Origin of the sequence: Alteriqipengyuania sp. (assembly GCF_964222115.1) — a bacterium.
Classification (GTDB): domain Bacteria; phylum Pseudomonadota; class Alphaproteobacteria; order Sphingomonadales; family Sphingomonadaceae; genus Alteriqipengyuania.
In genome coordinates this window covers 2,501-27,240 of the sequence record NZ_CAXQBM010000023.1, presented here as the reverse complement: position 1 = coordinate 27,240, position 24,740 = coordinate 2,501, and the positions used below count along the sequence as shown (strand labels likewise).

The following is a 24,740-nucleotide window of genomic DNA, read 5'->3' as shown; positions in this document are numbered from 1 at the left end:
GACCGCCTTGTCGAGGGCATGATCCCGCATTGCTTCCGGGTGAAGTGCCGCGAGATCGAAAGAATGGCGGAGACGGAGGGATTCGAACCCTCGATACCCCGCTAGAGGTATGGCTCCTTAGCAGGGAGCTGGTTTCAGCCACTCACCCACGTCTCCGCACGCGCCCGACCGCAGTGGCTGCGGCGCGAGAGCGGCGCGCTATAACCAGCAGAGCACGTGCGCACAAGAGGCGCGAAGGCGGCGCGTAAACTTCGTGCTGCACGACTCGTCTCGGCGCGTTTTCGATTCGGTTCACCGCCTTCGCTCTTGATGCGCGAGGTTCATGCGATTCAGTCTATCGCCGGGATCGTCCATAAACTTTTTGCGAAGGAGCGACCGTCATGGCTCGCACTCTCAGCATCCACCGGTTCGCTGCCCTGTTCGTCGCGATGTTCGCCATGCTGGCGACACCGATCGCGGCGCAAACACTCGAAACGATCGACCCGAACCAGCAGATCGACGGGGATCTGATGGAAAATCCGGGCGAGCCTTCGGTCTACGGCACACCGCAGCAGCCCGCACAACCTGCCGAGGAGCCGCAATCGCAGGTTTCGACCTGGACCGACCTGTCGCCCCAGAGCGATCAGGTGGCACCCGCCCCGGTGGAAACCGATTCCTACGCCTATGCCGCAGAGCCGACCGTACCGGCCGCGGAAAGCGCCGACACATGGCGCGATGACGACCTGATCGGCGCCGCGCAGGGCTTCTTCGGGGACAATGCGGAAGGTATCGCCCGCATGATCGAGAAGGTGCTGGCCGATCAGGGCACGCCCAATGGCTATATCGTCGGTCGCGAGGCGGGCGGCGCCTTCTTTATCGGTGCGCGCTACGGTTCGGGCACGCTGTATCACAAGGTCGAGGGGCAGATGCCCGTTTACTGGACCGGCCCGTCGATCGGCTTCGATGTCGGCGCGAATGGCGGCAAGACCTTCGTGCTGGTCTACAACCTGTTCGATACCGAGGAACTGTACGAGCGTTTCCCGGCGGGCGAGGGGCAGGCCTACCTCGTCGGCGGTGTCACCGCGAGCTACCTGCGCAAGGGCGACACCGTGCTGATCCCGATCCGCATGGGTGCGGGGCTGCGGCTGGGCGTCAACGCGGGCTACATGAAATTCTCCAAGAAGCAGCGCTGGTTACCGTTCTGAGCGGCGCCTGGCGGATATTATCGGTTGCGGTTGCGCCCCTGCGATAGCATGGGGCGGGCATGCTCGATCGCCTGCAAGACACTCCGCCCGACGCGCTGCTCGCGCTGATCTCTGCCTTTGCCGCCGACGAGCGGGACGACAAGATCGATCTTGGCGTTGGGGTCTACCGCACGGATGATGGCGCAACGCCCGTGTTCGAGGCGATCAAGGCCGCCGAACAGCGGTTGTGGGAAGAGCAGGACTCCAAGAGCTATCTCGGCCCCGAAGGCGACAAGGGCTTCGTGAAGGCGATCATGCCGATCCTCTTCGGCGACGATACCGGCATGAATGGCCGTATCGACGGGTTGCAGACCCCGGGCGGTACCGGTGCGGTGCGGCTCGCGATGGCGCTGGCTGCCAGGGCAGGCATCACGCGCGTGCATGTGGGCACGCCCAGCTGGCCCAACCATATCCCGATCATCGAGGATGTCGGCCTTGAGGCCGTTACCTTCGCGCATGCGAAGCTGGACGGCAGTGCCGATGGCGATGCGGTGCTCGACCTGATCCGCAATGGCGTAGAGGGCGATGCGGTGCTGCTGCACGCTTGCTGCCACAACCCCAGCGGGATCGATTACACGGATGACCAGTGGGGCCAGATCGCGGATGCGCTGGCGGACAGCCCCGTGCTGCCGATCATCGACAGTGCCTATCAGGGGCTGGGCCACGGGTTGGAAGAAGACTCAGCAGGCTTGCGCAAGGTTTTGGCCAGGGTCCCCAACGCGCTGATCGCCTACAGCTGCGACAAGAACTTCGGGCTCTACCGCGACCGCGTAGGCGCCTTCTACGCCAAGGTTGCGGAGCCGGGCATGCTGAGTGCCGCCATGTCGAACGCGGCGGCACTGGCACGTGCCAACTGGTCGATGCCGCCCGATCATGGCGGTGCGGCGGTGCGGATAGTGTTGCGCGATGAGGACCTGCGCCAGAAATGGCTGGCCGAACTCGACCGGATGCGGGAGCGTCTGCGCTGGGTTCGCGCGCATCTGGCTGCTGCCGATAACAAGGTGGAAGGCGTACCGCTCGCGCATCTGGAAGAGCAGAATGGCCTCTTCGCGATGCTGCCGCTGAGCAAGGAGCAGATCGGCAAGCTGCGGGAAGACCACGCGGTTTACATGGCCGGTTCCGGGCGCATCAATATCGCCGGGTTGACCCGGGGCAATATCGACAAGTTCATCGCCGCGCTGGCGGACGTTACCCAGAGCACTGCGGGCTGACATGGACCGGCAGCCCGTTCTTGAAGGGGAACGGACCCTGCTGCGGCCACTGACAGAGGATGATTGGGACGCGCTCTATGCCGTCGCGTCCGACCCGATGGTGTGGGAACAGCACCCCATGCATGATCGCTGGCGCGAGCCGGTGTTCCGTGCATTCTTCGAGGATGCGCTGGCGAAGGGCGGTGCGCTGGCAATCATCGACAAGGACAAGGGCGAGATCATCGGGTCGTCGCGCTTCCAGGCGCTGATGGATGCCGATGAGGACCCGGAGGAGCAGAGCTCGGTAGAGATCGGCTGGACATTCCTTGCCCCGCGATATTGGGGGAAGAGCGTCAACCGGGAGATGAAGCGGCTGATGCTGGCGCACGCCTTCCAGAGTGTGGAACGGGTCGATTTTCGCGTGGGAGAGGCCAATTGGCGCAGCCGCAATGCGCTGGAGAATATCGGCGCGCAGAAAACCCGGCGCACCGAGCTTGCCAAGTACGAAGGCAAGCGCGTGCTGCACCTGGTCTATGCGATTACGCGAGATGAGTTTGCAAACGGGCCGCTGTCCTACAGCGATCAGGGCGGCTAGGCTCCGGGCCGCTCTTTCACAGCGTCGATATCCCTTGGGAACTGCAAGATCGGGGCGGGAGGATTTCTCCCCTTAGACACTGTGTCAGGTGTGTCAGGGCCGGGAGGTATCGGCTCGAATCGAAGCGCGATTGCCCGACTGACGTCGCCGTGTCGAAGTGCTATCACACGTGAAGTACACAGGAGAGGCCAGCATGCCGCGCAAGGCAATCGGCGACTACGAGTTCGCCAAAATCTACCCGATGTATGTCCAGAAGGCGGAGCGTAAGGGTCGCACCAAGGCCGAGCTCGACACCGTCATCCAGTGGCTGACGGGTTACGACGATGCCGGGATGGCTGACCAGATCGAGCGCGCGACCACGCTGGAGACGTTCTTCGACGAAGCGCCGCAGATCCATCCGCACGTCGACGAGATCAAGGGCGTGGTGTGCGGCATCCGGGTGGAAGAGATCGAAGATCCGCTGACCCAGAAGATCCGCTGGATGGACAAGCTGGTCGACGAACTCGCCCGCGGCAAGAAGATGGAGTCTATCCTGCGCTAATGCGCGCTCAGGCCTTCACGGCGAGACCCTGCATCCGCTTGAGGTAGCGCGCGAGGACATCGATCTCGAGGTTCACGTGGCTGCCAGCCTCTAGCGTGCCGAGCGTCGTCACTTCGCCCGTGTGCGGGATGATGTTCAGCGTGAAGGTGCAGCTGCCGTCCGAAAGGTCGTCCACCGCGTTTACCGTCAGCGACACGCCGTCGACGGTGATCGATCCCTTGGGCGCGATGAAGGGTGCGAACTCTGCCGGAGCGCGGATGGCGAGCCGGGTCGAGCCGCCTTCCTCGCTCGCCGACACGACCTCGCCTACACAGTCGACGTGGCCCGTGACGATGTGCCCGCCCAGTTCGTCGCCCACCTTCAGCGCGCGTTCGAGGTTGAGGCGGCGCCCTTCCTGCCACTGCCCGGGGGCGGAGCGCGAAACGGTTTCGCCCGAGATGTCGACCGCGAACCATGCGTCGCCCGGCTGCCCGCCACGCTCGACCACGGTCAGGCACACGCCCGAACATGCGATCGAAGCGCCGATGGCGATGCCTGCCGGGTCATACGGGCAGGCAATCGTCGCGCGCAGGTCGCCGCGCTGCTCTGCGGCGGTGATCGTGCCGATCGCTGTGACGATTCCGGTGAACATTCAGCCTCCCGTGCGGGTTCGTACAAAGGCCTCGTAGGTATCGGGGCCGAGCATGCGCTGTTCGACCCGCTGCCAGCGATCATGCGCCTGTGCAAGCTCTGGCAGGCCGATATCGCGCACAGCAGGCATGCCGCCGCCGATGACGATGGGCGCGCGGTAGATCTCCAGCCGGTCGACAAGGTCGGCGGCGAGGAAGCTTGCGGCGGTCTGTGCGCCGCCTTCGATGTAAAGGTACTGCGCCGGTATCTGCGCGATGTCTGCCGGAGCGGCGATGGATTGCGCTCCATCGATAGGCTGCGATGTGAGCACCCAGCGCATCGGGCTGCGCTGCTCAAGTCCCGGCAGTCGCACATCGAGGCGTGGCGTGTCTGCGCGCCAGGTTCCACCGCCAACGAGGATGGCATCGGCCAGGGCGCGGCGCGAATGGACGTGCGCGCGCGCCGCCTCGCCGGTGATCCACTGGCTGGAGCCTTCGGCATCCGCGATGCACCCGTCGAGCGACATGGCCAGCTTGAGCGTCACATGCGGGCGGCTGGAAGCGGCGCGAGTGAGATAACCTGCAAGGCTGGCGGCGCTGGCCGGGCAATCGGCCAGCTCGGCCGCTATGCCCGCTGTGCGCAGGCGCTCCATCCCCCTTCCGGCAGTACGCTGGTCGGGGTCGCTCTGGCCCACGATCACGCGGGCAGGGGCTGCGGCGACCAGCAGGTCGGAACATGCGGGGCCTCGCGGTGACTCATGCGCGCAAGGTTCGAGAGTAACGTAGATGTCGGCACCGCGTGCCGCATCGCCGGCGTCCGCCAGCGCTGCGGCTTCGGCATGGGGGCGGCCGCCATCCCGCGTCCAGCCGCGTGCCACGACGCGACCGTCCTTGACGATCAGGCAACCGACGGAGGGGTTGGGGTAGCTGTGCGGGCGCCCACGCAAGGCCAGCCGTGCGGCAGCAGCCAGCCAGCGTGCGTCAGTCGGCAGGCTGGTCAACCGATCCGCCCGTCGCCGCTTCGATACGTTCCTGTTGTGCCGCCTCTTCCCGGGCGCGTTCCTCGGCGATTTCGGCTTCCATCTTGTCGGTGTCGATCCCGGTCGCCTGCCCGAGCGCACGATACATCTCGCGCCGCTTCTCTATCCGTGCCTCCTCCAGCCGCTGGCGCGCCTCCTTACGCTCCTGGTTCTCGATGTTCGAGGCGACGATTTCAGCATCGCTGCGATCGGGCGCGAAGGAGGTGATGTACACGATGTCGGGCTTGGGCGGCGGCGGATAGACGCGTTCTTGCGTGAAGGGATAGAGTACCAGCCCGGTCAGGGCGAATGACGCAGCCAGGATCGGCCAGCGATAGGGCTGGGGACGTTTCAGTTCGGTCCACAGGTCGCCAAAACCGCCGGCGACGTCGTATTTCGGGCTGATGCGCATCGCTGCAACATAGGGCGTGAAGCGCGGCCCCGCCAGTGGGGATGCGCCGGGCGTCAGCCGAAGGCGCTGAAAAGGCTTGGTCCGTTCGCCTTCAGCCAGCGCTCCGCGTCCGGCAGGTCGTCTTCGAACAGGTCCGCCAGCAGGGCATGGAATCGCGGCGAATGGTCGAAATGCACGCGATGCGCGGTCTCGTGCGCGACGACCGAGCGGCGGACGTGATCGGGCGCCTGCACCAGCCGCCAATTGAGGCGCACGGTGCCGCACGACGAGCAACTGCCCCACCGCCTGCGTGCGCTGCTGAGCGCGAAGTCGGGCGTCTCCAGCCCCGCGCGCGCTGAGTAGAAGGCGAGATCGTCGGCAAACAGGCTTCGCGCTTCGCCTTGCAGCCAGCGCTTGAGGCGGGGGGTCAGGCCGTCTCGAGGCCCGCCGAGCCCGATGGCGGCTCCGCGCAGCACGACCTTGCGTGGGCGGTCTTCCTGCCAGTCAATCGCCAGATCGTGCCCGCGAAACGCAATCGTGCCCCCCGGTCGCGGTTCGGCGCGTTGTGGGCGCCTGGCCCGCTGCGCATCGAGCCAGCCTGCGCGCGACTGGGCGAACCGGATCGCCTCGCGCGTCGATCCCCAGCGTGGCATGGTGATCCGCGCGCTCTGCCCGTCATCGGCCAGGCGCAGTGTCATACGCGTGGCGCGAGGGTGCCGCACAATGTGCAGGGGAAGCTCAATATCGGCCAATTGCACCGAAGGGTCGGCCGGATCGCGCAGCCAGTCGATCATCCTTCCCACTCGACAATATGGTGTTCGAGCGGCCCTGCCTTCGTTTCCGAGATCACCCGACCGGCCACACCTGCGCCTTTGCGGTGCACATCGTCGCGCGATCCGGTGAGAAGGTAGTGCCACCGGGGCAGGCGGCGCCCTTCGGCGCGGCGGCGATAGGCGCAGGTTTCGGGTAGCCACGGCAGCTTGTCGACCAGCGAGCGGGTCAGCCGCAGGCAATCGGGCACGTACGTCTTGCGGTTGGCATAGTCGCGGCAGCGGGCGGTCTCGCAATCGAGCAGGCGACAGGCGACGTTGGTCTCGGCAATTTCGCCGGTGTCGTCGTCTTCCAGCTTGTGCAGGCAGCAGCGTCCGCATCCATCGCACAGCGCTTCCCACTCGGCCTGGTTGAGTTCGGCCAGCGGGCGCTCCCAGAAGCGCTCCCTCAATTCACCCATTTGTCGAGTTCGGCGGCGACAGCATCGGCGCCCTCGTCGGTCGGGAGGGTCGCAATAGGCTGGCCATCGGGTCCGAAAAGGTAGGTGACGCTGGTATGATCGACGAGGTAGCCGCCGCCCGCCCCGGGTTCACCGATCCGGTAGTAGGACTTGAAGTCGTCCACCACCTTGTCGAGTTGCTCTTTCGTCCCCGTCATGCCGATCAGTCGCGGATGGAACTGGTCGGTGAATTCGGTCAGCACCTCCGGCGTGTCGCGCTGGGGATCGACACTGATGAAAAGCGGCTGGACCTTCTCCCCACGATCTGGCGATGCGGCCTCGAACTGCTTCAGCCCCGCCATCGCGCGTCCGGTGTCGACCGGGCAGACATCGGGGCAGAAGGTATAACCGAAATACAGTGTGCGGTATTTGCCGTCGAAATCGTCCCACGACACAGGCTCGCCATCCTCGCCGGTCAGCGTGAAATCGCCGCCGATTGCGGCGCCTTCGAGCGGGGGCGCAGCGGGGGCTTCCTCTGCACCGGAGCATGCGGCAAGGCCCAGCGCCAAAGGTGCAAGGCATGCGATCGATTTCGGAAGTCTGTTCATGGCAATCGGGTTCAGCGTCTGCTAACTGTGTATCGAAGAATGAGCCTCGCCATACAGCAATTAGGGGCTTTGACAGGAGTGTTTAAGGTGTCGCCGGTGGTTTTCCGCAATTGGGCCCGAATGGGCATTCTCTCGCTCGCCGCGCTGAGCAGCATCGCCGTCGCTCAGCTCGGCGGATTTTCGGACGGGTACAAGTTCCTGAAAGCGGTGCGGGAGCGTGACGCGACGATAGTTTCGGACATGGTGGAAGAACCGGGCGCGAGTTCGCTGATCAACACGCGTGACCAGTCCAATGGCGAGACGGCATTGCACATTGTGGCACAGCGTCGCGATACCGCGTGGATCCGGTTCCTGTCGGGCAATGGCGCGAATCCGAATATCGCCAACAAGGACGGCGTGACTCCGTTGATGATCTCCGCGCGTCTCGGCCATATCGAGGGTGTGATCGCCTTTCTGGAAGCGGGCGCGCGCATCGATCCGATCACCGCTACTGGCGAAACTCCGCTGATCTTCGCCGTGCACAAGCGCGACATAGCGCTGGTGCGGGTGTTGCTCGCCAATGGTGCGAACCCCGATCGCACGGACAATTCGGGGCGGTCTGCGCGCGATTACGTTGCGCTGATCGGCGAACGCCGGCTGTCGGACGAATTCACTTCCGCCGACGAAAAGCGCGAAGAGGAATCCACCACGCAATACGGGCCGAGCTTCTAGCCAATGATCGACAATGCCGCCGACCTCACGCTTGACGAATTGCGGCTCGCGCTGGCTCCGGCCATCGCCGATTCCGCTATTTTCGACGGGTGGACCGAAGCCGCGCTGATCTCGGCTGCCGAAATGGAAGGCGTGGAACCCGCGCTGGCGAAGCTGGCGTTCAAGGGCAATGGACAATCTCGCGCGATGGCGATGGTGACCGCGTGGATCGAAGCGACCGACGCTGCCATGGCCCGCGATCTTCCGCCCGATGTGCTGGCGACACGCAAGATTCGCGAAAGGATCCGCGACCTCGTGCAGTACCGGCTGGATGCGGTGGCAGGTCAGGAAGAGGCCATGCGCCGCGCACTGGCGGTCGGGGCCATGCCGCAGAACGTGCGGTCCGCGTTCCGCCGTGCGTGGAAGAGCGCCGACATAATGTGGCGCCTCGCGGGCGATACCGCGACCGATTACAACCACTACACCAAGCGCGCGATCCTCGCATCGCTCTATACGTCCACGCTGCTGGTGTGGATCGACGACGAGAGTGACGACAAGGCTGAAACCCGCGCGTTTCTCGATCGGCGTATCGACAACGTGATGCAGTTCGAAAAGGCGAAGGCGCAGTTTCTTGGCGGGGCTGATCGCGAACACTTCAGCCCGGTTCGGTTGCTGGGCCGCTTGCGTTACCCGGCCGAATAGTCCCGCGCGGGTATTGATAATCAGTTGCATGTCGTAGTGCGCTTTGTCACAAGCCGCGCGATGACGCTCGACAGCCTCCAGCCCGGAAAAGGTGCGGTGATTGCCGCGATCGATTGGGGCGTGCTGCCGCCCGCAGATGCCAAGCGCATGCGTGCGCTCGGCTTCGAAGAGGGGGTTGAGGTGCGCATGGCGCATCACGGAGTGTTTGGCGGTCGCGACCCGCTGGCGATCACGATCGGCCGAATGACTATCGCGCTGCGCAAGGTGCAGGCTGCGGCAATCTCTCTCAAGGCAGGCTGATCGTGGCAGAGACTTTCCGGGTCGCGCTGCTCGGCAACCCGAATGCGGGCAAGAGCGCACTCTTCAACAAGTTGACCGGCGCGCGGCAGAAGATCGCGAACTATCCGGGTGTGACAGTGGAACGGGTCGCGGGCCTGCTCGCACTTCCCGACGGGACACAGGCGGAAGTGATCGACCTGCCCGGCGCCTACGCTTTCGATGCCTCCAGCCCGGACGAGGATGTGACCCGGCAGGTCGTACATGGCGAGTTTCCCGGTGAGGCTGAGCCGGACGTGTTGGTGCTGGTGCTCGACGCGGGAAACCTCGAACAGCATCTTGTCTTCGCGCAGGAAGTGCTCGCGATCGGCAAGCCCACCATCGTCGCGCTGAACATGGTCGACATGGCGGAGCGGGACGGGCTGAAGCTCGATGTCGAGGCGCTGTCGCAAGCGCTCGGCGTGCCGGTGGTAGAGACGGTTGCGGTGCGGCGGCGAGGGCTGGACGAGATCAGGGCGGCTATTGCCTCGGCGCGTGCGGAAATCGGCACATCTGTCGACCGCCCCCGGATGGATGCGACCGAGAGGCGGCTGGAGGCACGCACGATTGCGAAAGCGGTCGTCTACCAGACCTCCGCCGCGCGCCGCATTGGCGACCGGGTGGACAGCGTGCTCCTCAATCCCTGGATCGGTCCGCTGATCCTGCTGGTGCTGCTGTTCGTCATCTTCCAGGCCGTGTTCGCATGGGCCGCGCCGCTGACCGATGCGCTCGACGGCGGGGCGGGGGCGCTCGGCGCGTGGGTGGAAGGCGCGATGCCGGCCAGCTTCCTGCGCGACCTGCTGACCGAAGGGATCATCGCAGGCGTCGGATCGGTCGTCGTGTTCCTGCCGCAGATCGTCATCCTGTTCCTGTTCATCCTGATCATGGAGGCGACCGGCTACATGGCGCGCGCCGCCTTCCTGATGGACCGGTTGATGGCGGGGGTGGGCCTGTCGGGCCGCAGCTTCATTCCGCTCCTCTCAAGCTTCGCCTGCGCCATTCCCGGGATCATGGCGACGCGCAGCATTGCCGACCCGAAGGACCGGCTGACCACGATCCTTATCGCGCCGCTGATGACCTGTTCGGCGCGCTTGCCGGTCTATGCCGTCATCATCGCGGCGTTCATTCCAGCGCGCGATGTCGCGCCGGGGATTGGCCTGCAGGGCCTTGTGATGTTCTGCCTCTACCTTGCCGGTATCGTCGCGGCGCTGATCGTGGCGCTCGCGCTGCGCGGCACGCTGACGAGGGGCGAAGCGACCGGCTTCATCATGGAACTGCCCCGCTACCAGCTACCGAGCGTGGGCGATATCTTGATAGGCCTGTGGCAGCGCGCGTGGGTATTCCTGCGCCGCGCGGGGACGATCATCTTCTCCGCCACGGTAATCCTGTGGCTGCTACTCAGTTTCCCGCAGGCCGAGCCGGGTGAGAGCCAGCTCGATGCATCCTTCGCCGGGCAGATTTCCACCGGGCTCAACGTCGTCCTCGAACCGATCGGCTTCAACCGCGAGATCAGCCTTGCGCTAATCCCGGCGATGGCCGCGCGCGAGGTGGCAGTCGCCTCGCTCGCCACGACCTACGCCATCGATGCGGAGGACGAGGAGGCCGAAGCCGAAGGGCTCGCCAGCACGCTGTCTCAACGCTGGAGCCTGCCGACCGCGCTCGCCTTCCTCGCGTGGTTCGTCTTCGCGCCGCAATGCCTGTCGACCATTGCGGTGACCCGGCGAGAGACCAATGGCTGGAAATGGCCGCTCTTCATGCTCGGCTACCTGTTCGCATTGGCCTACGTGTTCGCCGGGATCACCTACTGGAGCGCGGTGGCGCTGGGCCTGTAGCGAGCCTGTTCACATCGGCGCTTTCTTGACTCGCCCCGGTGCGCCCCATTCGATAGGTCGTTCCCAACAGACACGAAGGGATACGAATCATGGCGGGCAGCCTCAACAAGGTCATGCTGATCGGCAATCTGGGTGCAGACCCGGAAATCCGCAGCTTCCAGAACGGCGGCAAGGTGGCCAACCTGCGCATCGCGACCAGCGAGCAGTGGAAGGACCGCAACACCGGCGAACGGCAGGAGCGGACCGAGTGGCACTCCGTCGCGATCTTCTCCGAAGGCCTCGTCAATGTGGTCGAGCGGTTCCTGAAGAAGGGCAGCAAGGTCTACATCGAAGGCAAGCTGCAGACCCGCAAGTGGCAGGATCAGAACGGGCAGGATCGCTATAGCACCGAGGTGGTGCTGCGCGGGTTCGACGGCACGCTGACAATGCTCGACGGTGCGCAGGGCGGCGGCGGTGGCGGCGGCCAGCGCGGTGGTGGCTACGGCGGCGGTTCGGGTGGCGGCTCCGGTGGCGACCAGGGCGGCTGGAACCAGGTTGGCGGCGGCTCGTCCGGCGCAAGCTCGGGTGGCGGCGCCAACTACGACGATCTGGAAGACGATATCCCGTTCTAGGTCGGGCCGTTCTGAGCCGGGATAGAAGTCGTTGGCGGCGACAGGCCCCTGACACACCTGACACAGTGTCTAAGAGTGAAAGACCGCCCTGCTTGAAGTGGGGCGGTTTTTTTATGCGACGACCTCAAAGAGCGGCGCGCATCATGCCGCACGCCGACCGTGTAGGACAGCGTAATCGGTTCTCGCCCGCGCGGCGACCGGTTGCGTCACGTTCCGCCACGCCATACATTCAGGCCGAGCAAAGAAGGAATTGTGCCGTGAACACCAGGATCAGCAACGCGAACCGCCTTGTCTCGATCTCTGTAACGGTACCTTATGCCTCCCTTCCTCACACTCGATTCCGTATCCGCCCGCACGCCTGACGGCCGCCCGCTCTTCCATGACCTGACCCTGTCGATCGCTACCGAGCGCGTCGGCCTCGTCGGGCGTAACGGTTCGGGCAAGTCGACCCTGTTGAACATGATCGCAGGGGCGGCACCGCCTGCGGCCGGCACTATCCACGCTTCAGGCACGCCCGGTATGCTGCAGCAGGACCTGCCGCCAGAGTTCACGATTGCCCGCGCGCTGGGCGTGGAGGATCGTGTCGCGACGCTGCGCCGCGTGCTGGCAGGCGAGGGCATGCCGGACGATCTCGCCCACGCGGACTGGTCTCTTGAAGAGCGGATCGAGGCTGCGCTCGTAACCGTCGGATTGCCCGCCATGCCGCTGGACCGGCGGATCGGTACCCTGTCAGGCGGAGAGAGGACCGGCATTGGTATTGCTCGCGTCCGCTTGGAAGCACCCGACCTTCTCCTGCTGGACGAGCCGACCAATAACCTCGATGCGGTCGGACGCGAGGTTGTTGCGGCGCTTGTCCGGGATTGGCGAGGCGGCGTGCTGGTCGCCAGCCATGATCGCGCGCTGCTCGAAAATATGGATCGGATCGTCGAGCTGACGCCTGTCGGTGTCCGCAGCTTTGGCGGCGGATGGTCCGCCTTCGAAGGCGCGCGGGATTCCGAGCGGCAGCGTGTCCTCGAAGAGAGCGAGCGCGCCGATGCTGTGTTTCGCTCAGCGCGACATGCGGCGCAGCAACGGCGCGAGGTGAAGGCACGGCGCGACAAGGCGGGCAGAGCGGTGGCCGCAAAAAGATCGGAACCGAAGATGGTGCTCGACGCGCGGGCCGAGCGTGCTGAGCACACCGATGGACGCGATCAAGCGACGAGCGACCGGCAGATCGCCGAAGCGGCGAAACGCAGGGAAGAGGCGCAAGCCCAAGTCGAAATCGTGACCCCGCTCACGATCGACATGCCCGCCAGCGGTCTGCCCTCCGGGGCGAGGGTGCTCACGCTGGACCGGGTGGAAGCGGTTGTCGGAAACCGTCGGCTGGGCCCGTGGACCTTGCGGATCGACGGGCCGGAGCGCGTTGTGCTGACCGGGCCCAATGGTGCGGGCAAGACGACGCTTCTGCGGATTGCAGCGGGTCTGCTCGATCCTGTCGCGGGCGAGGCGTACCGGGCGGAGGAGCGGATCGCGATGCTCGACCAGCACCTCACGGTCCTGGATGCGCAGGCGAGCATCCTTGATAATCTGCGGGCCCATCACCCCGAGCTGGATAAGGAAAGCGCCCATGCGCAGTGCGCGCGCTTTGCGTTTCGCAATCGCGATGCGCTGCGCACAGTTGGCACGCTGTCTGGCGGCGAGCGCTTGCGGGCAGCGCTGGCGGTGACGCTGGCAGGCGCGACGCCAACCTGGCTGCTGATCCTGGATGAACCGACCAACCATCTCGACATCGAATCTCTCGAAGTGCTGGAAGACGGCTTGCGAGGTTTCGACGGAGCGCTTCTTGTGGTGAGCCACGATGCGGCTTTCCTGGAGCGCATCGGTATCGAGAGGCACTTTGCAGTGTGACTCCCGCAGAGATCTAACCCTTCTTGAGCGCGGCTCCCAGCGCTTCTGCCAATGGCCCGGAAGGCGCATCGTCGCTGACGATACCCGCCTTCTTGCGCGCGGCGTCTGCATTCGGGCCCTCCGCATAGGGATCGATCGCCAGCGCCAGGCTTTGCGCGACCGCTTCGCCCAGATCGAAGGTCTCTCCGGCATATTCGATTTCGTCGAGATCGCTGTGATCGAGCTCTATCTCGATCTCTCCGTCCTTCTGGAGCGCGGGATGGATGGAGCCTTCGGGGACGAAGCGCACCCCGATATCCTCCTCGATATGCACGGGGAAATCCTCGCCCGAGACAACGCAGGCCTGCACGATGTCGGCCACGAGCGTCCCTTGGGCATCGATCCGGTCGCCTTTGCGGTCGAGCGACACCTGTGCCGACAGCCGATCGACCGACGTGATCGCGAATCTTTTCGCCAGTGCCAAGCGCTCGGCATCGCTGGCCTCCAGCGCTACCGGATGGCCGACGATCTGCCGCAAGGAGATCGGCCGCGGAAACTCGGGAGCGGGCACAGCTTCGCTCATCGTGCGATTGCTCCGCCCCGCAGCATCTCGAAATCGGTCCGGGCGAGGTCGCCATGCAGCGCTCGCAGGCCCTCGGCCATCCGCGCGGGAGCGTGCTCGTCTTCCGTGAGGTGCATATTGCGCGAGACAACCTCTGCCAGCAGTGCGTCTTCGGGCGATGCCAGTGCATCGCGCAGGCTGCCTGCCCGGCCGCCCAGCGTGGCCATCATCCGGCCCATCATCTTGCCCACCGTGGGATCGCCAATACCGGCTTCGCGCATCTGGCCTTCCATGTCTTCCACGAACAGCTCGGTCAGGCGGGCTGCCGCGGGGACCCCATCCTCCACCGTTTCCATCCGCAGCATCGCGAGGGCCGTCACCATCGAGACCATGTCGAACCGCCCGTCCAGCGTATCGGCGGCCCCGCGCTGCGCATACCAGTGCTCTTCGCGCGCGATGCCCACCAGCGCGTGCCACAGCGGCCGCCACGCTTCGCGGGGATCCTCGCGGGTGCCGAGCAGGCGATTGAGGAGGGACATCGGGCTATTTCCTTCATTCAGCAGCAATTCAAGCGGTGTCGCCACATCTGCCCCGGCGCCCGATCACAAGGTACTGGTGCCGGTGCCATTGCGCGGGAGCGGGCGAGGTCGTAAGGCTCGCGCCACGATATAGCGTATGCGACCTTTCACGGAAGGGCGCGCACCGAATTTGCGAAGAAGGTTTGAAAGTTTATGCGGATCGTGAAGGCTATCGCACCGGTGGTTCTGCTGGGGCTGGCAGTGTCTGCAGGCGGATGTTCATCGATCCGCGAATCGCGCGGCTACGTTATCGACACCCGCCTGTTCAGCCTGGTGCAGCCGGGCATCGACAACCAGCAATCGGTGCAGGCGACGCTGGGTCGGCCGACATTCTCCAGCCAGTTCGGGCCGGAAACCTGGTATTACGTATCCAGCATCACCGCGCGCAAACCTTTCGTCCGCCCGCGGATCGAAAGCCACACCGTGCTCGCGGTCAGCTTCGATGCGTCGGGCAATGTGGTCGCCGCAGACCAGAAGGGCATCGACGACGTGGTCTACCTGCGCCCCGATGGCGACCAGACGCCGACCCTGGGCCGCGAACGCGGTTTCCTGGAAGATCTGTTCGGCAATATCGGCACGGTCGGCGCTCCGGGTGCCGGTGGAACGGGCGGGGGCGGCTAAGGTCTGCGCTCGGCAGCGCTTGATAGCGCGCTGCTACGCCCCATATCGCGCCACATGAGCGATCACGCGGCTAGCCACGGCCTTCAACAGTGGCATGGTACCACCATCATCGGCGTCAAGCGGGGCGGCACAACCGTGCTCGCGGGCGACGGGCAGGTTTCCATGGGCAACACGGTAATGAAGCCCAATGCGAAGAAGGTCCGCCGGATCGGTGAGAACGGCCATGTCATCGCCGGGTTTGCCGGCGCGACGGCCGATGCCTTCACTCTTTTCGACCGGCTGGAAAAGAAGCTGGAGCAGTATTCCGGACAGTTGACCCGCGCTGCAGTGGAGCTGTCCAAGGACTGGCGCATGGACAAGTACCTGCGCAATCTCGAAGCCCTGATGCTGGTGGCGGACAAGGACGTGCTGCTGGTGTTGACCGGCAATGGCGACGTGCTGGAGCCCGAAGGCGGAATTGCCGCGATCGGTTCGGGCGGCAATTACGCGCTCGCCGCTGCCCGCGCGCTCTCCGATTACGAGGAAGACCCGGAAAAGATCGCCCGCCGCGCAATGGCTGTGGCGGCCGAGGTTTGCGTCTTCACCAATGACCAGGTGACGGTCGAAACGGTTTAGGATTGCCCCGCCCGTTCGTGTCGAGCGAAGTCGAGACACGATGGCGCGGGCGGTTCTCGACTTCGCTCGAACCGAACGGATAGGTTTCAAAAGCACATCATGGAAAATCTGACCCCAAAGGCGATTGTCGCCTCCCTCGACGAGCACATTATCGGCCAGAAGGATGCCAAGCGCGCGGTTGCCGTGGCGCTGCGCAACCGCTGGCGCCGGCAGCGATTGGGGCCGGACCTGCGCGACGAGGTGACGCCCAAGAATATCCTGATGATCGGCCCGACCGGCTGCGGGAAGACCGAGATTTCGCGGCGCCTGGCCCGCCTCGCCGAAGCGCCCTTCGTGAAAGTGGAGGCGACCAAGTTCACCGAGGTCGGCTATGTCGGTCGCGATGTCGAACAGATTGCGCGCGACCTGGTGGAGGAGGCGATCCGGCTGGAGAAGGACCGTCGGCGCGAGGCGGTGCGCGAATCTGCCAGCGAAGCTGCGATGGAACGGCTGCTCGATGCGCTGGTAGGCGACAGCGCCTCCGAAGCGACCCGCCAGAGTTTCCGCGAGCGGATCGTCGACAATTCGATGAACGAGGTCGAAGTCGAGATCGAACTGCAGGACCAGCCGGCGACCACGATGGATATTCCCGGCATGGGCGGCAATGTCGGCATGATCGACCTGTCGGACATGTTCGGCAAGGCGATGGGCAAGAAGCCCACCAGCCGCCGCAAGCTGCGCGTTCCCGATGCGTGGGACCGCCTCGTCGACGAGGAAGCCGAAAAGCGCATGGACCAGGACGATGTGGCGCGCGTCGCGCTCCAGAATGCGGAGACCAACGGGATCGTCTTCCTCGACGAGATCGACAAGATTGCAGTGTCCGATGTGCGCGGGGGCTCGGTCAGCCGCGAAGGCGTGCAGCGCGACCTGCTGCCGCTGATCGAGGGCACCACCGTGGCGACCAAGCACGGGCCGATGAAGACCGACCATGTGCTGTTCATCGCGAGCGGCGCGTTCCATGTCTCCAAACCGTCCGACATGCTGCCCGAACTGCAGGGCCGGCTGCCGATCCGGGTCGAGCTGCGCGCGCTGACCGAGGAGGATTTCGTGCGGATTCTTTCGGAAACGCGCGCCAACCTCGTCCAGCAATATACAGCGCTGATCGGGACCGAGAAGGTCACGCTCGACTTCACCGACGAAGCCGTGCGCGAGGTTGCCAAGATCGCCGCACGGGTGAACGAGGCGGTCGAGAACATCGGCGCGCGGCGCCTGCAGACCGTGATGGAACGGCTGCTGGAGGAAATCAGCTTCGAGGCCGAAGAGCACGAGGGCGAAACGATCACCATCGACGCTGCCTATGTGCGCGAACGGCTCGAAACGCTCTCGCGCGATACGGACCTGAGCAAGTATATCCTGTGACCGGGGAGGATTCCTCTGCGGGCCAGCACATCCTGTTCGTCAGGATCACTTCGGACCTTGGGCAGGAAGAGCTGATCCGCCGCATGTCGGAACGCTTCGGCTCATTCGATGACGTGCACGGCCTCGTGGAAAAGCGGTTCGGTCTGGACGAGGAAACCGGCGATATCTGCGGGGCCTATGTCTTCGAGGACAGGCCCTCGCTCGACGCCTATCTCTCGTCACCGCTCGCTAAGGCGATTGCGCAGACTTACGAGGCGAGCGAGGTTCGCCGCGAAGTCTATGCCAATCTTCACTCGGTAACCGGAACCGGCTGAACGCTTACGGATGCGGCGCCAGCCCGATTTCCACGCCGGTGCGGTCGGTCACGCCGTGGCGGTCCACCAGATCGGCGCTCGCTTCGTTGAGCCCCACCACCTGCACGCTGCGGCCATGCATCCGCATCCTTTCGACCACCTTGTCGAGCGCGCCGAGGGCCGAGATGTCCCAGAAGTGTGCCTTGGTCACATCGATTATGACGTGGTCGGCGGGATCGGGGCGCAGGCTTTCCGGTCCCAGCGCCGCTTCGAAGCGGGCCACGCTGCCGAAAAAGATCTCTCCACGCGCGGTATAGGTCGCGGTCTCGCCTTCCTTCGTGCGCGTGACCTCGAACATGTGCATCACCTTCTGGACGAAGAAGATGCCCGACAGCAGCACGCCCACCAGCACTCCGATGGCGAGGTTGTGCGTGGCGACCACCACCGCGACAGTAACGAACATCACCATCGAGCTTTGCCACGGGTGCACGCGCAGGTTGGGGATCGAGTTCCAGCTGAACGTGCCGATGCTGACCATGATCATGATCGCGACCAGCGCGGGCATCGGCACCTGGCCCACGATGCCGCCGAGCACGCTGAGCAGGATCAAGAGTGCAAAGCCTGCCACGAAGGTGGAAAGGCGTCCGCGCCCACCGGAGGTGACGTTGATGACCGACTGGCCGATCATCGCACAGCCACCCATGCCGCCAAATAGCGCGGCGACGATGTTGGCCACGCCTTGCCCTGCGCTTTCGCGGCGCTTGTCGCTGCCCGTGTGGGTCATGTCGTCCACGATCTGCGCGGTCAGCAACGATTCGAGCAGTCCGACCGCAGCCATGGTAAGCGAGTACGGCGCAATGATGGTGAGCGTCTCCCACGTCAGCGGCACGTCGGGCAGCATGAAGAAGGGTAGGCCCTGCGGCAGCTCGCCCATGTCGGATACGGTATTGACCGGCGAGCCGAGCCACAGGGAGAGGCAGGTCAACACCACGATGGCGACCAGCGGGCTGGGGATCGCGGTGGTCAGCCTGGGGACGAGGTAGATCATTGCGAGGCCTGCAGCGACCATCGCGTAGGTCAGCCAGGTCACGCCTTCGTTGTTCGGGTTCAGCTCGGGCAGCTGGGCCATGAAGATCAGGATTGCGAGCGCGTTGACGAAGCCGGTGATGACGCTACGGCTGACGAATTGCATCAGCAGGTTGAGCTTCAGCAGGGCGGCGATGCCCTGGAAGATGCCCATCAGGATGGTCGCGGCGAAGATATATTCGACCCCGTGATCGCGGACCAGCGGCACTACCACCACGGCGACGGCAGCGGTAGCGGCCGAGATCATGCCCGGTCGCCCGCCGGTGAAGGCGATCACCATCGCAATCGCGACCGAGGCATAGAGGCCTACACGCGGATCGACGCCCGCGATGATCGAGAAGCCGATCGCTTCCGGGATCAGTGCCAGCGCGACGACGATGCCCGCGAGCACATCGGCGCGGACATTGCCGAACCATTCGCTTTTCCAGCGGGCGATTTTGCTTGCGTGCATGGCTGCGCCGGTCGGGGCGGTCATAGGTTTGCTTCCAGTCTTTCAGCGTGAGCGGTGCCCCGTGCACCATGCTGCGCTGCAGCACAACCCGCAGGGCATGTCAGGTGGGCGTTTCGCTCTGCTCGGCCTGCTGGCGCGCCCACATTTCTGCGTAAAGGCCATCGCGGCGAAGCAGGTCTGCGTGGCGACCCTGTTCGGCAAGCTTGCCATTATCGAGCACGAGGATGCGGTCCGCATCGGCAATTGTCGACAGGCGGTGTGCGATGGCCAGTGTGGTCCGTCCGCGTGCCACGCGGTTCAGCGTGCCAAGGATTTCCTGCTCGGTTCGCGAATCCAGCGCGCTGGTCGCTTCGTCGAGGATCACGATAGGCGGGTCTTTCAGCAGCGTGCGCGCAATGGCGACCCGCTGCTTCTCTCCGCCCGACAGTTTCAGTCCGCGTTCGCCCACCTGCGTGTCGAAGCCTTCGGGCAGGGCATCGATGAAGGGCAGGATGGCGGCACCTTGCGCAGCTTCGCGGATATCCGCTTCATCGGCTCCCGCGCGACCATAGGCGATATTATAACCGATGCTGTCGTTGAACAGCACGCTATCCTGCGGGACGATGCCGATTTGGGCACGCAGGGTTTCCTGTGTCACACGCGCAATATCCTGCCCGTCGATCAGGATGCGGCCCGCTTGCGGATCGTAGAACCGGAACAGCAACCGCGCGATGGTGCTCTTGCCCGCACCCTACGGGCCGACCAGTGCCACGGTTTCTCCTGCAGCGATCTCGAAATCGAGCCCGTGGAGGATCTGGCGATCCTCGTCATAGCCGAAATGGACATTGTCGAAGGTGATGGATGGCTGCGCGATATGCAGGGCAGGTGCGCCGGGCATGTCCTCCACCTCGACATCGGCATCGATCAGCCGGAACATCGCGGCCATGTCGATCAGGCCCTGCCGGATCGTGCGGTAGACGAAGCCCAGCATGTCGAGCGGACGGAAGAGCTGCACGAGGTAGGTGTTCACGAACACGAGGTCGCCCGTGGTGAGGTCGCCGCGGCTCCAGCCCCACACGGTGTAGGCCATCGCGCCGCCCATCAGCAGGTTCATGATCAGCGCCTGCGCAATGTTCAGCAGGCCGAGCGAGGAATCGGACTTGATCGCCGCCTCGGAATATTGCCGCGCGGCCTTGGCGTAGCGTTCGTGCTCGCGCGCCTCGGCGCCGAAATATTTGACCGTCTCGTAGTTCAGCAGCGAATCGACCGCGCGGGCCAGCGCGTGCCCGTCGAGATCGTTCATCTCGCGCCGCAGCTTGGTGCGCCATTCGGTGATGACTTGCGTGACGATGATGTAGGCGACCACGGTCACTGCGGTTGCGGCCACTAGGCCGAGCCCGAAATTGAGGTAGAAGATCACCGCCACCGCGATCAGTTCGATCAGGGTGGGGGCGATGTTGAACAGCAGGAAATAGAGCATCGTATCGATGCTCTTGATCCCGCGCTCGACCGTCTTGGTGACCTCGCCCGTGCGGCGCGAAAGGTGGAAGCGTAGCGAGAGCTGGTGCAGCCGTCGGAACACGTCTTCGGCAAACTGCCGGGTGGCGTCCTGGCCTACGCGCTCGAACACCATGTTGCGGATATTGTCGAAGGCGACGCTGGCGAAGCGTCCCGCCGCGTAGGCGACCACGAAGGAGATCGCGACCATGGCCGCCGTGTTGGCGGGCGTGGTCATCGAGTCGACTGCGGCGCGATAGGCGTATGGCAGGGCGAGGGTGGTGCCCTTTGCGACCAACACCAGGACCAGCGCGGCCAGGATGCGCAGGCGCAGGTCCGTCCGGTTCTTCGGCCACAGGTAGGGCAGGAACCTTCGCAGCGTATGCCAGCCCTCGGGCTGGCCCCGTTTATCGTCCTTTATGTTGCCTGCCGCCGGTCCCATCGCGGGCCAGCATGTGGTCACGCCAGTTCGTTAGCACAAGCGCTTGCGAGAGATCGGCCTTTTGCAGATCGGCCCGCTAAAGGTCGGTCGTATAGCTCCGTCGCCGGTCGAGTATCGTGGGCACCTGACGGCGCATGATATCGTCGGGCACGTCGAACAGCACGGATTCGCGCACGAAGTCGATCGCGATGCGGTCCAGCTGGCGCAGGTTGCCCACGCCCAGCAGCATCGCGGGCTCGTCGGTAAAGCCGAGTTCCGAAAAAGCGGGGCTGTCGATATAGGCGATCGGCAGGTTGCCGAGGCTAAGCCGCCCCAGGCTGACCTGCCGGGCGATCGACACCCGGCCGAGATAGCGCGTGCCGAGCACGTCGATACCCATGACCCGTCCACGCTCGCGCCGCCCCAGCCGGTCGAGCAGCGCGGCGTTGCCGATCGATATCTGCGAGCCCGTGTCGATGATCACGGCGGTGCGAACCCCGTCGATCTCGGCATTCGTGATGATCATCTGCCCCTTCAGGCGCCGCGCGCGAACGACGATATCGAAACGCCCATCGGGCTTGTCGTCCCTCGCATTGGCGACATCCATCCGACCGCGACGGAAATCGATCAGCACGCGCAGGTCCTGCAACGCATCGAGGCCGAGTATCCCGTCCACTCCAAGGTGGTCGAATCCCAGCATCGGCGCGTCCATCGGCGGGATGGTCTGGTTGGCGAAGCCAAGCTGTGGGAGCCTGACGGTCGACACCTGCTCCATGCTGGCGGTGCTGACAATCGTGACCCGGCCACTTTGCGGAATGGCGAGTCGCTGCGCCAGCCGGTCGCTCACCACGGTGCCTTGCGATCCAGTATCGATCAGGAACGGGTAGGTCCCGTTCTCACCGATGCGTACAGGCACGGTCAGCCGGTCATTGCCGTCTCCGCTCAGGCGGACACGTGCGATTTCGGGCACGGGTTCCGCCGCTGGTGCTGCAAGGCTGTCCGCACGAGTCTCGGGAAGAACTTCGGCCACCGGGGGAGCGTCGATCTCGACCTGTTTGGCTTGCGGCGGCGCTTGCGCCGAGATCAGCGTGAGGGAAGTGGCAGCGAATGCCAGTTTCGCGAAGTGCCTGAAAGCCATACCGCGGTCCTCTCTCTTTTTATGAGAGGGGTTATACCACTTGCCGCCGGTTCCTCCAAAAAAGCCCGCTGTTGCGTGAGGCCTAAGCGGCGGGGACGGGCGGTGCCTGTCGCTTGATGACCAGTCGCACGATCTCGACCAGCATATCGCGTCGCAGGGTATAGATGATCGAGAAATAGGCACAGGCGCCCGTGGTCACGAGGATTGCCAGTTCGAGCGGTGGCGCAAGACCGGGCAGCGCTGTAGCAACGCCGCGCACGACCAGCGTCATGCCGCAGGCCGCACCAAGCCCCGGAGTGATAGCGGCGATCAGTCCGCGCAGGTCAATGCGCAAGGCCCGGCCACCCATCGCCAGTGCGACAAGGGGGAGCGCGGGGCTGGCGAGGACCCATGCCTTTGCCAGTCCCATCGCCCCGCCGGAAAGGCCGAACAGGAATGCGCCGATCAGGATGACGGCGACGACAGCGCTGGTCTTGGCCGAAAGGTCGGGCCGGTCGATGGCATTGAAGGCGGGAGAGAACAGGATGTAGACCGTAAACGCGGGCATCGCGAGCGCAAGCAGCGAGACGATTGGCGCCATCTCGCCCCACTTCGGGCCGAAGGCTGTCAGCACCAGCGGCTCGGCTGCGGCATGCATGCCGAGGAAGATCGGGCTCACCACCAGCATGATCAGCCGCACCGCCTTCAGGAATGCGCGCGCCAGCACCTCGCGATCGGACTGCAGTCGCGCGAAGCTGGGGAAGGCGACATCGTTCAGCGGCGGGATGAACCGCGCGGTCACAATAGTGACGAGGAAGATCGCCTCCGCATAGAGGCCGACCTGGTGTGCGCCAAGCCTATTGCCAGCCAAAAAGATGTCGGCCTGCGTCGCAATGGTCCAGCAGAAGTGGCTCGCGAGCACCCATGATCCATAGGTGAAGAGGTGCTTGCTCCCACGAAAGTCGAAGCTGGGCCAGTCGAGGCAGCGTGCAGCAAAGGTCAGGCCGATGGCGCGGGTCCAGAACAGCGCGATGGGTGCCCAGACGAGCGACCAGACGCCCATGCCCGCCAGCGCGCAGGTGAGCGCGACGGCGGCAGATACCAGCGCAGCCACCACATTGACCATCGCGGGCTTTTTGAAATCCAGTTCGCGCATCAGCAGCACTTCGGGCATCGCGACGAACGGCACGGAGAGGAACAGCAGCACCTGCACGCGCAGCAGGTCCTCCACCATTGGCTGGTGGTAATATTCTGCCGCGATGGGCGCGAGTGCGTATTGGGTCGCGGCGAGGATGCAGTTGACCAGGATCAGCATGCCGAATGTCTGGCGGATCAGCTGGCGGTCGATCGTCTCGCGCTGGATCAACGCGCTCGCGAACCCGTATCCGTTGAGGAACGACAGGAAGGTGATGACCACCTGCCCCATCGCGAACAGGCCGTAGTCGCCCGGATCGAGGATGCGCACCACGGCGAGCGTCACGCTCCATGTGATAACCTGCGCGATGATCTGGCTGCCCGATCGCCATGCGATGGCCGAGCGGACACTATCGACGAAGCTCATGCGCCCGCTCCCGCTGTCTGGGGCTGGTGCCCAAGCGGGCCCATGCCACGGAAAGTGGCAGGCGCGAATCGCTGGGGCGACACGTCACCCTTGGCATAGTGGCGATCATTGGCCTCGCGCCGCCATCTCAGCATGGGCGCGGCCAGCGCCGGCAAGACGCGCCAGACAAGGAAGGAGGTTTGCCACACCGGGCTGCGCAGATCGGACGAATGGCTGCGCAATTCCTCAAGAGCCGGTCCGGTTGCTCCGCCCTCTACGCGGGCGATTGCCTCCAGTCTCGCAATCTGCCGTTCGGTCTGGGCCAGCATGCGTTCGGCGACACGGCCTTCCTCCCGATCACTCAGCAGCGCCATCGCCTTTCTATAGGCGTGGGCATTACCGTACAGGATCTTCAGCTCGCTCCATGAGGCCGAGCCGGGCCGGATACGATATTGTCCCAGCGGCTCGTCCAGGTAACGCGCATCCCCGTGGTCGATCATCAGCCGCACCCAGAAGTCGAAATCTTCCGAATGGCTCATCGTAGGATCGAATCCTCCCACGCGCGCCCAGTCGTCGCGCCGAAACATCGATCCGATATAGACATCGAAGCTGCGGTCGAGAACGGCCGCGAGTGTCGCGGCGCCCGCCCTGCCATTGTTCTGCGCGAAGCTTTCCCCTTCGGGAATCGCACCGAAGAGGCGTGCGTTGCAGGTCACGAGCGCTGAGCCCGCATGGCTCTCGATTTCGGCAGTCATCTGCTCGAGGTAGTCCGGATAGTATAGGTCGTCGCCGTCCAGCAGCGCGACGAGCGGAGCACGCGCAGACTGGATCGCCGCATTTCGTGCTGCGCTGACCCCGTGGTTGTCGGTGCGAATCATCCGGATGCGCGAATCGACAAGGAAGGGCTCGACAGCTCCAGCCACGTCGTCCGGCGCGCCGTCGTCGATCACCACACATTCCCAATTGCGGAAAGTCTGCGACTGGACCGATGAAAGAGCATCGCCAACCAAGTGCGCGACACCGAAGGCGGGCACGATCACGGCCACACGCGGGCGCGCATGCGGATCGCGCCGATCGGGCCGGTTGGCTGCGGGGAAGGGCGAGGGTGCACTCATTATCGCGAATGCCTTACCCGCAACGGGGTAAAGATAGGTTTGCCATGATCGGCGATTCCGGTGCGA

26 protein-coding genes, 1 tRNA gene and 1 pseudogene are annotated in these 24,740 nt (G+C 64.7%); 14 read left to right on the top strand and 14 right to left on the bottom strand.

All coding sequences use genetic code 11. The annotated features are described in order from the left end of the window. Positions 1-64: 64 nt before the first annotated feature. Positions 65-156 (bottom strand) — tRNA-Ser (locus ACEQXE_RS04380). A 224-nt stretch (positions 157-380) separates the two neighbouring features. Between ACEQXE_RS04380 and ACEQXE_RS04375 the strand changes: the two genes are divergently transcribed. From ACEQXE_RS04375 to ACEQXE_RS04360, 4 genes are all read left to right on the top strand, one after another. Further along, the gene (locus tag ACEQXE_RS04375; RefSeq protein ID WP_370177732.1) at positions 381-1,184 is read left to right on the top strand and encodes a DUF1134 domain-containing protein; all 804 of its coding nucleotides are present in this window, start codon (positions 381-383) and stop codon (positions 1,182-1,184) included. A gap of 59 nt (positions 1,185-1,243) precedes the next feature. After that, the gene (locus ACEQXE_RS04370; protein WP_370177731.1) at positions 1,244-2,434 is read left to right on the top strand and encodes an aromatic amino acid transaminase; all 1,191 of its coding nucleotides are present in this window, start codon (positions 1,244-1,246) and stop codon (positions 2,432-2,434) included. 1 nt (position 2,435) lies between these two features. Further along, positions 2,436-3,008: a GNAT family N-acetyltransferase gene (locus tag ACEQXE_RS04365; RefSeq protein ID WP_370177730.1), complete on the top strand. Its 573-nt coding sequence runs from the start codon at positions 2,436-2,438 to the stop codon at positions 3,006-3,008. A gap of 193 nt (positions 3,009-3,201) precedes the next feature. Beyond that, positions 3,202-3,549, top strand: a complete 348-nt coding sequence (locus tag ACEQXE_RS04360; RefSeq protein WP_370177729.1) for a DUF2200 domain-containing protein — start codon at positions 3,202-3,204, stop codon at positions 3,547-3,549. 7 nt (positions 3,550-3,556) lie between these two features. Here the strand turns inward: ACEQXE_RS04360 and ACEQXE_RS04355 are convergent, their stop codons facing one another. The 6 genes from ACEQXE_RS04355 to ACEQXE_RS04330 all read right to left on the bottom strand — a co-directional run bounded on the left by ACEQXE_RS04355 (position 3,557) and on the right by ACEQXE_RS04330 (position 7,385). Continuing rightward, on the bottom strand, positions 3,557-4,180 hold the full coding sequence (locus ACEQXE_RS04355; protein ID WP_370177728.1) for a riboflavin synthase: 624 nt from the start codon (positions 4,178-4,180) through the stop codon (positions 3,557-3,559). Then, entirely contained in the window at positions 4,181-5,149 is a 969-nt protein-coding gene (gene ribD / locus ACEQXE_RS04350) for a bifunctional diaminohydroxyphosphoribosylaminopyrimidine deaminase/5-amino-6-(5-phosphoribosylamino)uracil reductase RibD (RefSeq protein WP_370177805.1), read from the bottom strand. Further along, positions 5,139-5,588, bottom strand: a complete 450-nt coding sequence (locus tag ACEQXE_RS04345) for a hypothetical protein (protein ID WP_370177727.1) — start codon at positions 5,586-5,588, stop codon at positions 5,139-5,141. The genes ribD and ACEQXE_RS04345 overlap by 11 nt, the downstream gene beginning before the upstream one ends. Positions 5,589-5,641: 53 nt before the next feature. Further along, positions 5,642-6,265 (bottom strand): M48 family metallopeptidase, encoded by a 624-nt coding sequence (locus tag ACEQXE_RS04340; protein WP_370183827.1) that lies wholly within the window; start codon positions 6,263-6,265, stop codon positions 5,642-5,644. A 92-nt stretch (positions 6,266-6,357) separates the two neighbouring features. Further along, the gene (locus tag ACEQXE_RS04335; RefSeq protein ID WP_370177725.1) at positions 6,358-6,798 is read right to left on the bottom strand and encodes a YcgN family cysteine cluster protein; all 441 of its coding nucleotides are present in this window, start codon (positions 6,796-6,798) and stop codon (positions 6,358-6,360) included. Beyond that, positions 6,786-7,385 carry an SCO family protein gene (locus ACEQXE_RS04330; RefSeq protein WP_370177724.1) on the bottom strand — a complete coding sequence of 200 codons (600 nt, stop codon included), beginning with the start codon at positions 7,383-7,385 and terminating at the stop codon, positions 6,786-6,788. The genes ACEQXE_RS04335 and ACEQXE_RS04330 overlap by 13 nt, the downstream gene beginning before the upstream one ends. Positions 7,386-7,481: 96 nt before the next feature. On the opposite strand from ACEQXE_RS04330, the gene ACEQXE_RS04325 reads away from it, so the two are divergent. The 6 genes from ACEQXE_RS04325 to ACEQXE_RS04300 all read left to right on the top strand — a co-directional run bounded on the left by ACEQXE_RS04325 (position 7,482) and on the right by ACEQXE_RS04300 (position 13,422). Next, positions 7,482-8,096 carry an ankyrin repeat domain-containing protein gene (locus ACEQXE_RS04325; RefSeq protein WP_370177723.1) on the top strand — a complete coding sequence of 205 codons (615 nt, stop codon included), beginning with the start codon at positions 7,482-7,484 and terminating at the stop codon, positions 8,094-8,096. Positions 8,097-8,099: 3 nt separating this feature from the next. Continuing rightward, positions 8,100-8,777 carry a COQ9 family protein gene (locus ACEQXE_RS04320; protein ID WP_370177722.1) on the top strand — a complete coding sequence of 226 codons (678 nt, stop codon included), beginning with the start codon at positions 8,100-8,102 and terminating at the stop codon, positions 8,775-8,777. A gap of 60 nt (positions 8,778-8,837) precedes the next feature. Next, on the top strand, positions 8,838-9,077 hold the full coding sequence (locus ACEQXE_RS04315) for a ferrous iron transport protein A (RefSeq protein ID WP_370177721.1): 240 nt from the start codon (positions 8,838-8,840) through the stop codon (positions 9,075-9,077). Between the two features lie 2 nt (positions 9,078-9,079). Continuing rightward, entirely contained in the window at positions 9,080-10,924 is a 1,845-nt protein-coding gene (locus ACEQXE_RS04310) for a ferrous iron transporter B (protein WP_370177720.1), read from the top strand. 89 nt (positions 10,925-11,013) lie between these two features. After that, positions 11,014-11,535: a single-stranded DNA-binding protein gene (ssb, locus tag ACEQXE_RS04305; RefSeq protein ID WP_370177719.1), complete on the top strand. Its 522-nt coding sequence runs from the start codon at positions 11,014-11,016 to the stop codon at positions 11,533-11,535. A 315-nt stretch (positions 11,536-11,850) separates the two neighbouring features. Then, positions 11,851-13,422, top strand: coding sequence for an ABC-F family ATP-binding cassette domain-containing protein (locus tag ACEQXE_RS04300; RefSeq protein WP_370177718.1), 1,572 nt, complete (start codon positions 11,851-11,853; stop codon positions 13,420-13,422). A gap of 13 nt (positions 13,423-13,435) precedes the next feature. On the opposite strand, the gene ACEQXE_RS04295 is transcribed toward ACEQXE_RS04300, so the two are convergent. Beyond that, positions 13,436-13,984, bottom strand: a complete 549-nt coding sequence (locus ACEQXE_RS04295) for a DUF177 domain-containing protein (RefSeq protein ID WP_370177717.1) — start codon at positions 13,982-13,984, stop codon at positions 13,436-13,438. After that, positions 13,981-14,502, bottom strand: coding sequence for a ubiquinol-cytochrome C chaperone family protein (locus ACEQXE_RS04290; RefSeq protein WP_370177716.1), 522 nt, complete (start codon positions 14,500-14,502; stop codon positions 13,981-13,983). The genes ACEQXE_RS04295 and ACEQXE_RS04290 overlap by 4 nt, the downstream gene beginning before the upstream one ends. A 192-nt stretch (positions 14,503-14,694) precedes the next feature. Here ACEQXE_RS04290 and ACEQXE_RS04285 point away from each other — a divergent pair, with 192 nt between their 5' ends. The 4 genes from ACEQXE_RS04285 to ACEQXE_RS04270 all read left to right on the top strand — a co-directional run bounded on the left by ACEQXE_RS04285 (position 14,695) and on the right by ACEQXE_RS04270 (position 17,489). Then, on the top strand, positions 14,695-15,162 hold the full coding sequence (locus ACEQXE_RS04285; RefSeq protein ID WP_370177715.1) for an outer membrane protein assembly factor BamE: 468 nt from the start codon (positions 14,695-14,697) through the stop codon (positions 15,160-15,162). 54 nt (positions 15,163-15,216) lie between these two features. Next, positions 15,217-15,777: an ATP-dependent protease subunit HslV gene (gene hslV / locus ACEQXE_RS04280; RefSeq protein ID WP_370177714.1), complete on the top strand. Its 561-nt coding sequence runs from the start codon at positions 15,217-15,219 to the stop codon at positions 15,775-15,777. Between the two features lie 96 nt (positions 15,778-15,873). Further along, a complete protein-coding gene (hslU, locus tag ACEQXE_RS04275; RefSeq protein ID WP_370177804.1) occupies positions 15,874-17,175 on the top strand; it encodes an ATP-dependent protease ATPase subunit HslU in 1,302 nt (433 codons plus the stop codon). Further along, positions 17,172-17,489, top strand: coding sequence for a YdhR family protein (locus ACEQXE_RS04270; protein WP_370177713.1), 318 nt, complete (start codon positions 17,172-17,174; stop codon positions 17,487-17,489). Before hslU ends, ACEQXE_RS04270 begins: the two co-directional genes overlap by 4 nt. Positions 17,490-17,493: 4 nt before the next feature. On the opposite strand, the gene ACEQXE_RS04265 is transcribed toward ACEQXE_RS04270, so the two are convergent. The 5 genes and pseudogenes from ACEQXE_RS04265 to ACEQXE_RS04245 all read right to left on the bottom strand — a co-directional run bounded on the left by ACEQXE_RS04265 (position 17,494) and on the right by ACEQXE_RS04245 (position 24,674). Next, the gene (locus ACEQXE_RS04265) at positions 17,494-19,005 is read right to left on the bottom strand and encodes a SulP family inorganic anion transporter (RefSeq protein ID WP_370177803.1); all 1,512 of its coding nucleotides are present in this window, start codon (positions 19,003-19,005) and stop codon (positions 17,494-17,496) included. Between the two features lie 100 nt (positions 19,006-19,105). Next, a pseudogene (locus ACEQXE_RS04260) lies at positions 19,106-20,923 on the bottom strand (ABC transporter ATP-binding protein/permease). A gap of 76 nt (positions 20,924-20,999) precedes the next feature. Then, entirely contained in the window at positions 21,000-22,040 is a 1,041-nt protein-coding gene (locus ACEQXE_RS04255; RefSeq protein WP_370177712.1) for a retroviral-like aspartic protease family protein, read from the bottom strand. 82 nt (positions 22,041-22,122) lie between these two features. Continuing rightward, on the bottom strand, positions 22,123-23,580 hold the full coding sequence (locus tag ACEQXE_RS04250) for a lipopolysaccharide biosynthesis protein (RefSeq protein ID WP_370177711.1): 1,458 nt from the start codon (positions 23,578-23,580) through the stop codon (positions 22,123-22,125). Next, positions 23,577-24,674, bottom strand: coding sequence for a glycosyltransferase family 2 protein (locus ACEQXE_RS04245; protein ID WP_370177710.1), 1,098 nt, complete (start codon positions 24,672-24,674; stop codon positions 23,577-23,579). The genes ACEQXE_RS04250 and ACEQXE_RS04245 overlap by 4 nt, the downstream gene beginning before the upstream one ends. Between the last annotated feature and the right edge of the window lie 66 nt (positions 24,675-24,740).

Excerpts from the sequence above, each read along its gene's own strand:
- ACEQXE_RS04375 (WP_370177732.1), top strand. The coding sequence starts at position 381 with ATGGCTCGCACTCTCAGCATCCACCGGTTCGCTGCCCTGTTCGTCGCG.
- ACEQXE_RS04370 (WP_370177731.1), top strand. The coding sequence starts at position 1,244 with ATGCTCGATCGCCTGCAAGACACTCCGCCCGACGCGCTGCTCGCGCTG.
- ACEQXE_RS04365 (WP_370177730.1), top strand. The coding sequence starts at position 2,436 with ATGGACCGGCAGCCCGTTCTTGAAGGGGAACGGACCCTGCTGCGGCCA.
- ACEQXE_RS04360 (WP_370177729.1), top strand. The coding sequence starts at position 3,202 with ATGCCGCGCAAGGCAATCGGCGACTACGAGTTCGCCAAAATCTACCCG.
- ACEQXE_RS04355 (WP_370177728.1), bottom strand. The coding sequence starts at position 4,180 with ATGTTCACCGGAATCGTCACAGCGATCGGCACGATCACCGCCGCAGAG.
- ACEQXE_RS04345 (WP_370177727.1), bottom strand. The coding sequence starts at position 5,588 with ATGCGCATCAGCCCGAAATACGACGTCGCCGGCGGTTTTGGCGACCTG.
- ACEQXE_RS04340 (WP_370183827.1), bottom strand. The coding sequence starts at position 6,265 with ATGACACTGCGCCTGGCCGATGACGGGCAGAGCGCGCGGATCACCATG.
- ACEQXE_RS04335 (WP_370177725.1), bottom strand. The coding sequence starts at position 6,798 with ATGGGTGAATTGAGGGAGCGCTTCTGGGAGCGCCCGCTGGCCGAACTC.
- ACEQXE_RS04330 (WP_370177724.1), bottom strand. The coding sequence starts at position 7,385 with ATGAACAGACTTCCGAAATCGATCGCATGCCTTGCACCTTTGGCGCTG.
- ACEQXE_RS04320 (WP_370177722.1), top strand. The coding sequence starts at position 8,100 with ATGATCGACAATGCCGCCGACCTCACGCTTGACGAATTGCGGCTCGCG.
- ACEQXE_RS04315 (WP_370177721.1), top strand. The coding sequence starts at position 8,838 with ATGACGCTCGACAGCCTCCAGCCCGGAAAAGGTGCGGTGATTGCCGCG.
- ssb (WP_370177719.1), top strand. The coding sequence starts at position 11,014 with ATGGCGGGCAGCCTCAACAAGGTCATGCTGATCGGCAATCTGGGTGCA.
- ACEQXE_RS04300 (WP_370177718.1), top strand. The coding sequence starts at position 11,851 with ATGCCTCCCTTCCTCACACTCGATTCCGTATCCGCCCGCACGCCTGAC.
- ACEQXE_RS04295 (WP_370177717.1), bottom strand. The coding sequence starts at position 13,984 with ATGAGCGAAGCTGTGCCCGCTCCCGAGTTTCCGCGGCCGATCTCCTTG.
- ACEQXE_RS04290 (WP_370177716.1), bottom strand. The coding sequence starts at position 14,502 with ATGTCCCTCCTCAATCGCCTGCTCGGCACCCGCGAGGATCCCCGCGAA.
- ACEQXE_RS04285 (WP_370177715.1), top strand. The coding sequence starts at position 14,695 with ATGCGGATCGTGAAGGCTATCGCACCGGTGGTTCTGCTGGGGCTGGCA.
- hslV (WP_370177714.1), top strand. The coding sequence starts at position 15,217 with ATGAGCGATCACGCGGCTAGCCACGGCCTTCAACAGTGGCATGGTACC.
- ACEQXE_RS04265 (WP_370177803.1), bottom strand. The coding sequence starts at position 19,005 with ATGCACGCAAGCAAAATCGCCCGCTGGAAAAGCGAATGGTTCGGCAAT.
- ACEQXE_RS04255 (WP_370177712.1), bottom strand. The coding sequence starts at position 22,040 with ATGGCTTTCAGGCACTTCGCGAAACTGGCATTCGCTGCCACTTCCCTC.
- ACEQXE_RS04250 (WP_370177711.1), bottom strand. The coding sequence starts at position 23,580 with ATGAGCTTCGTCGATAGTGTCCGCTCGGCCATCGCATGGCGATCGGGC.
- ACEQXE_RS04245 (WP_370177710.1), bottom strand. The coding sequence starts at position 24,674 with ATGAGTGCACCCTCGCCCTTCCCCGCAGCCAACCGGCCCGATCGGCGC.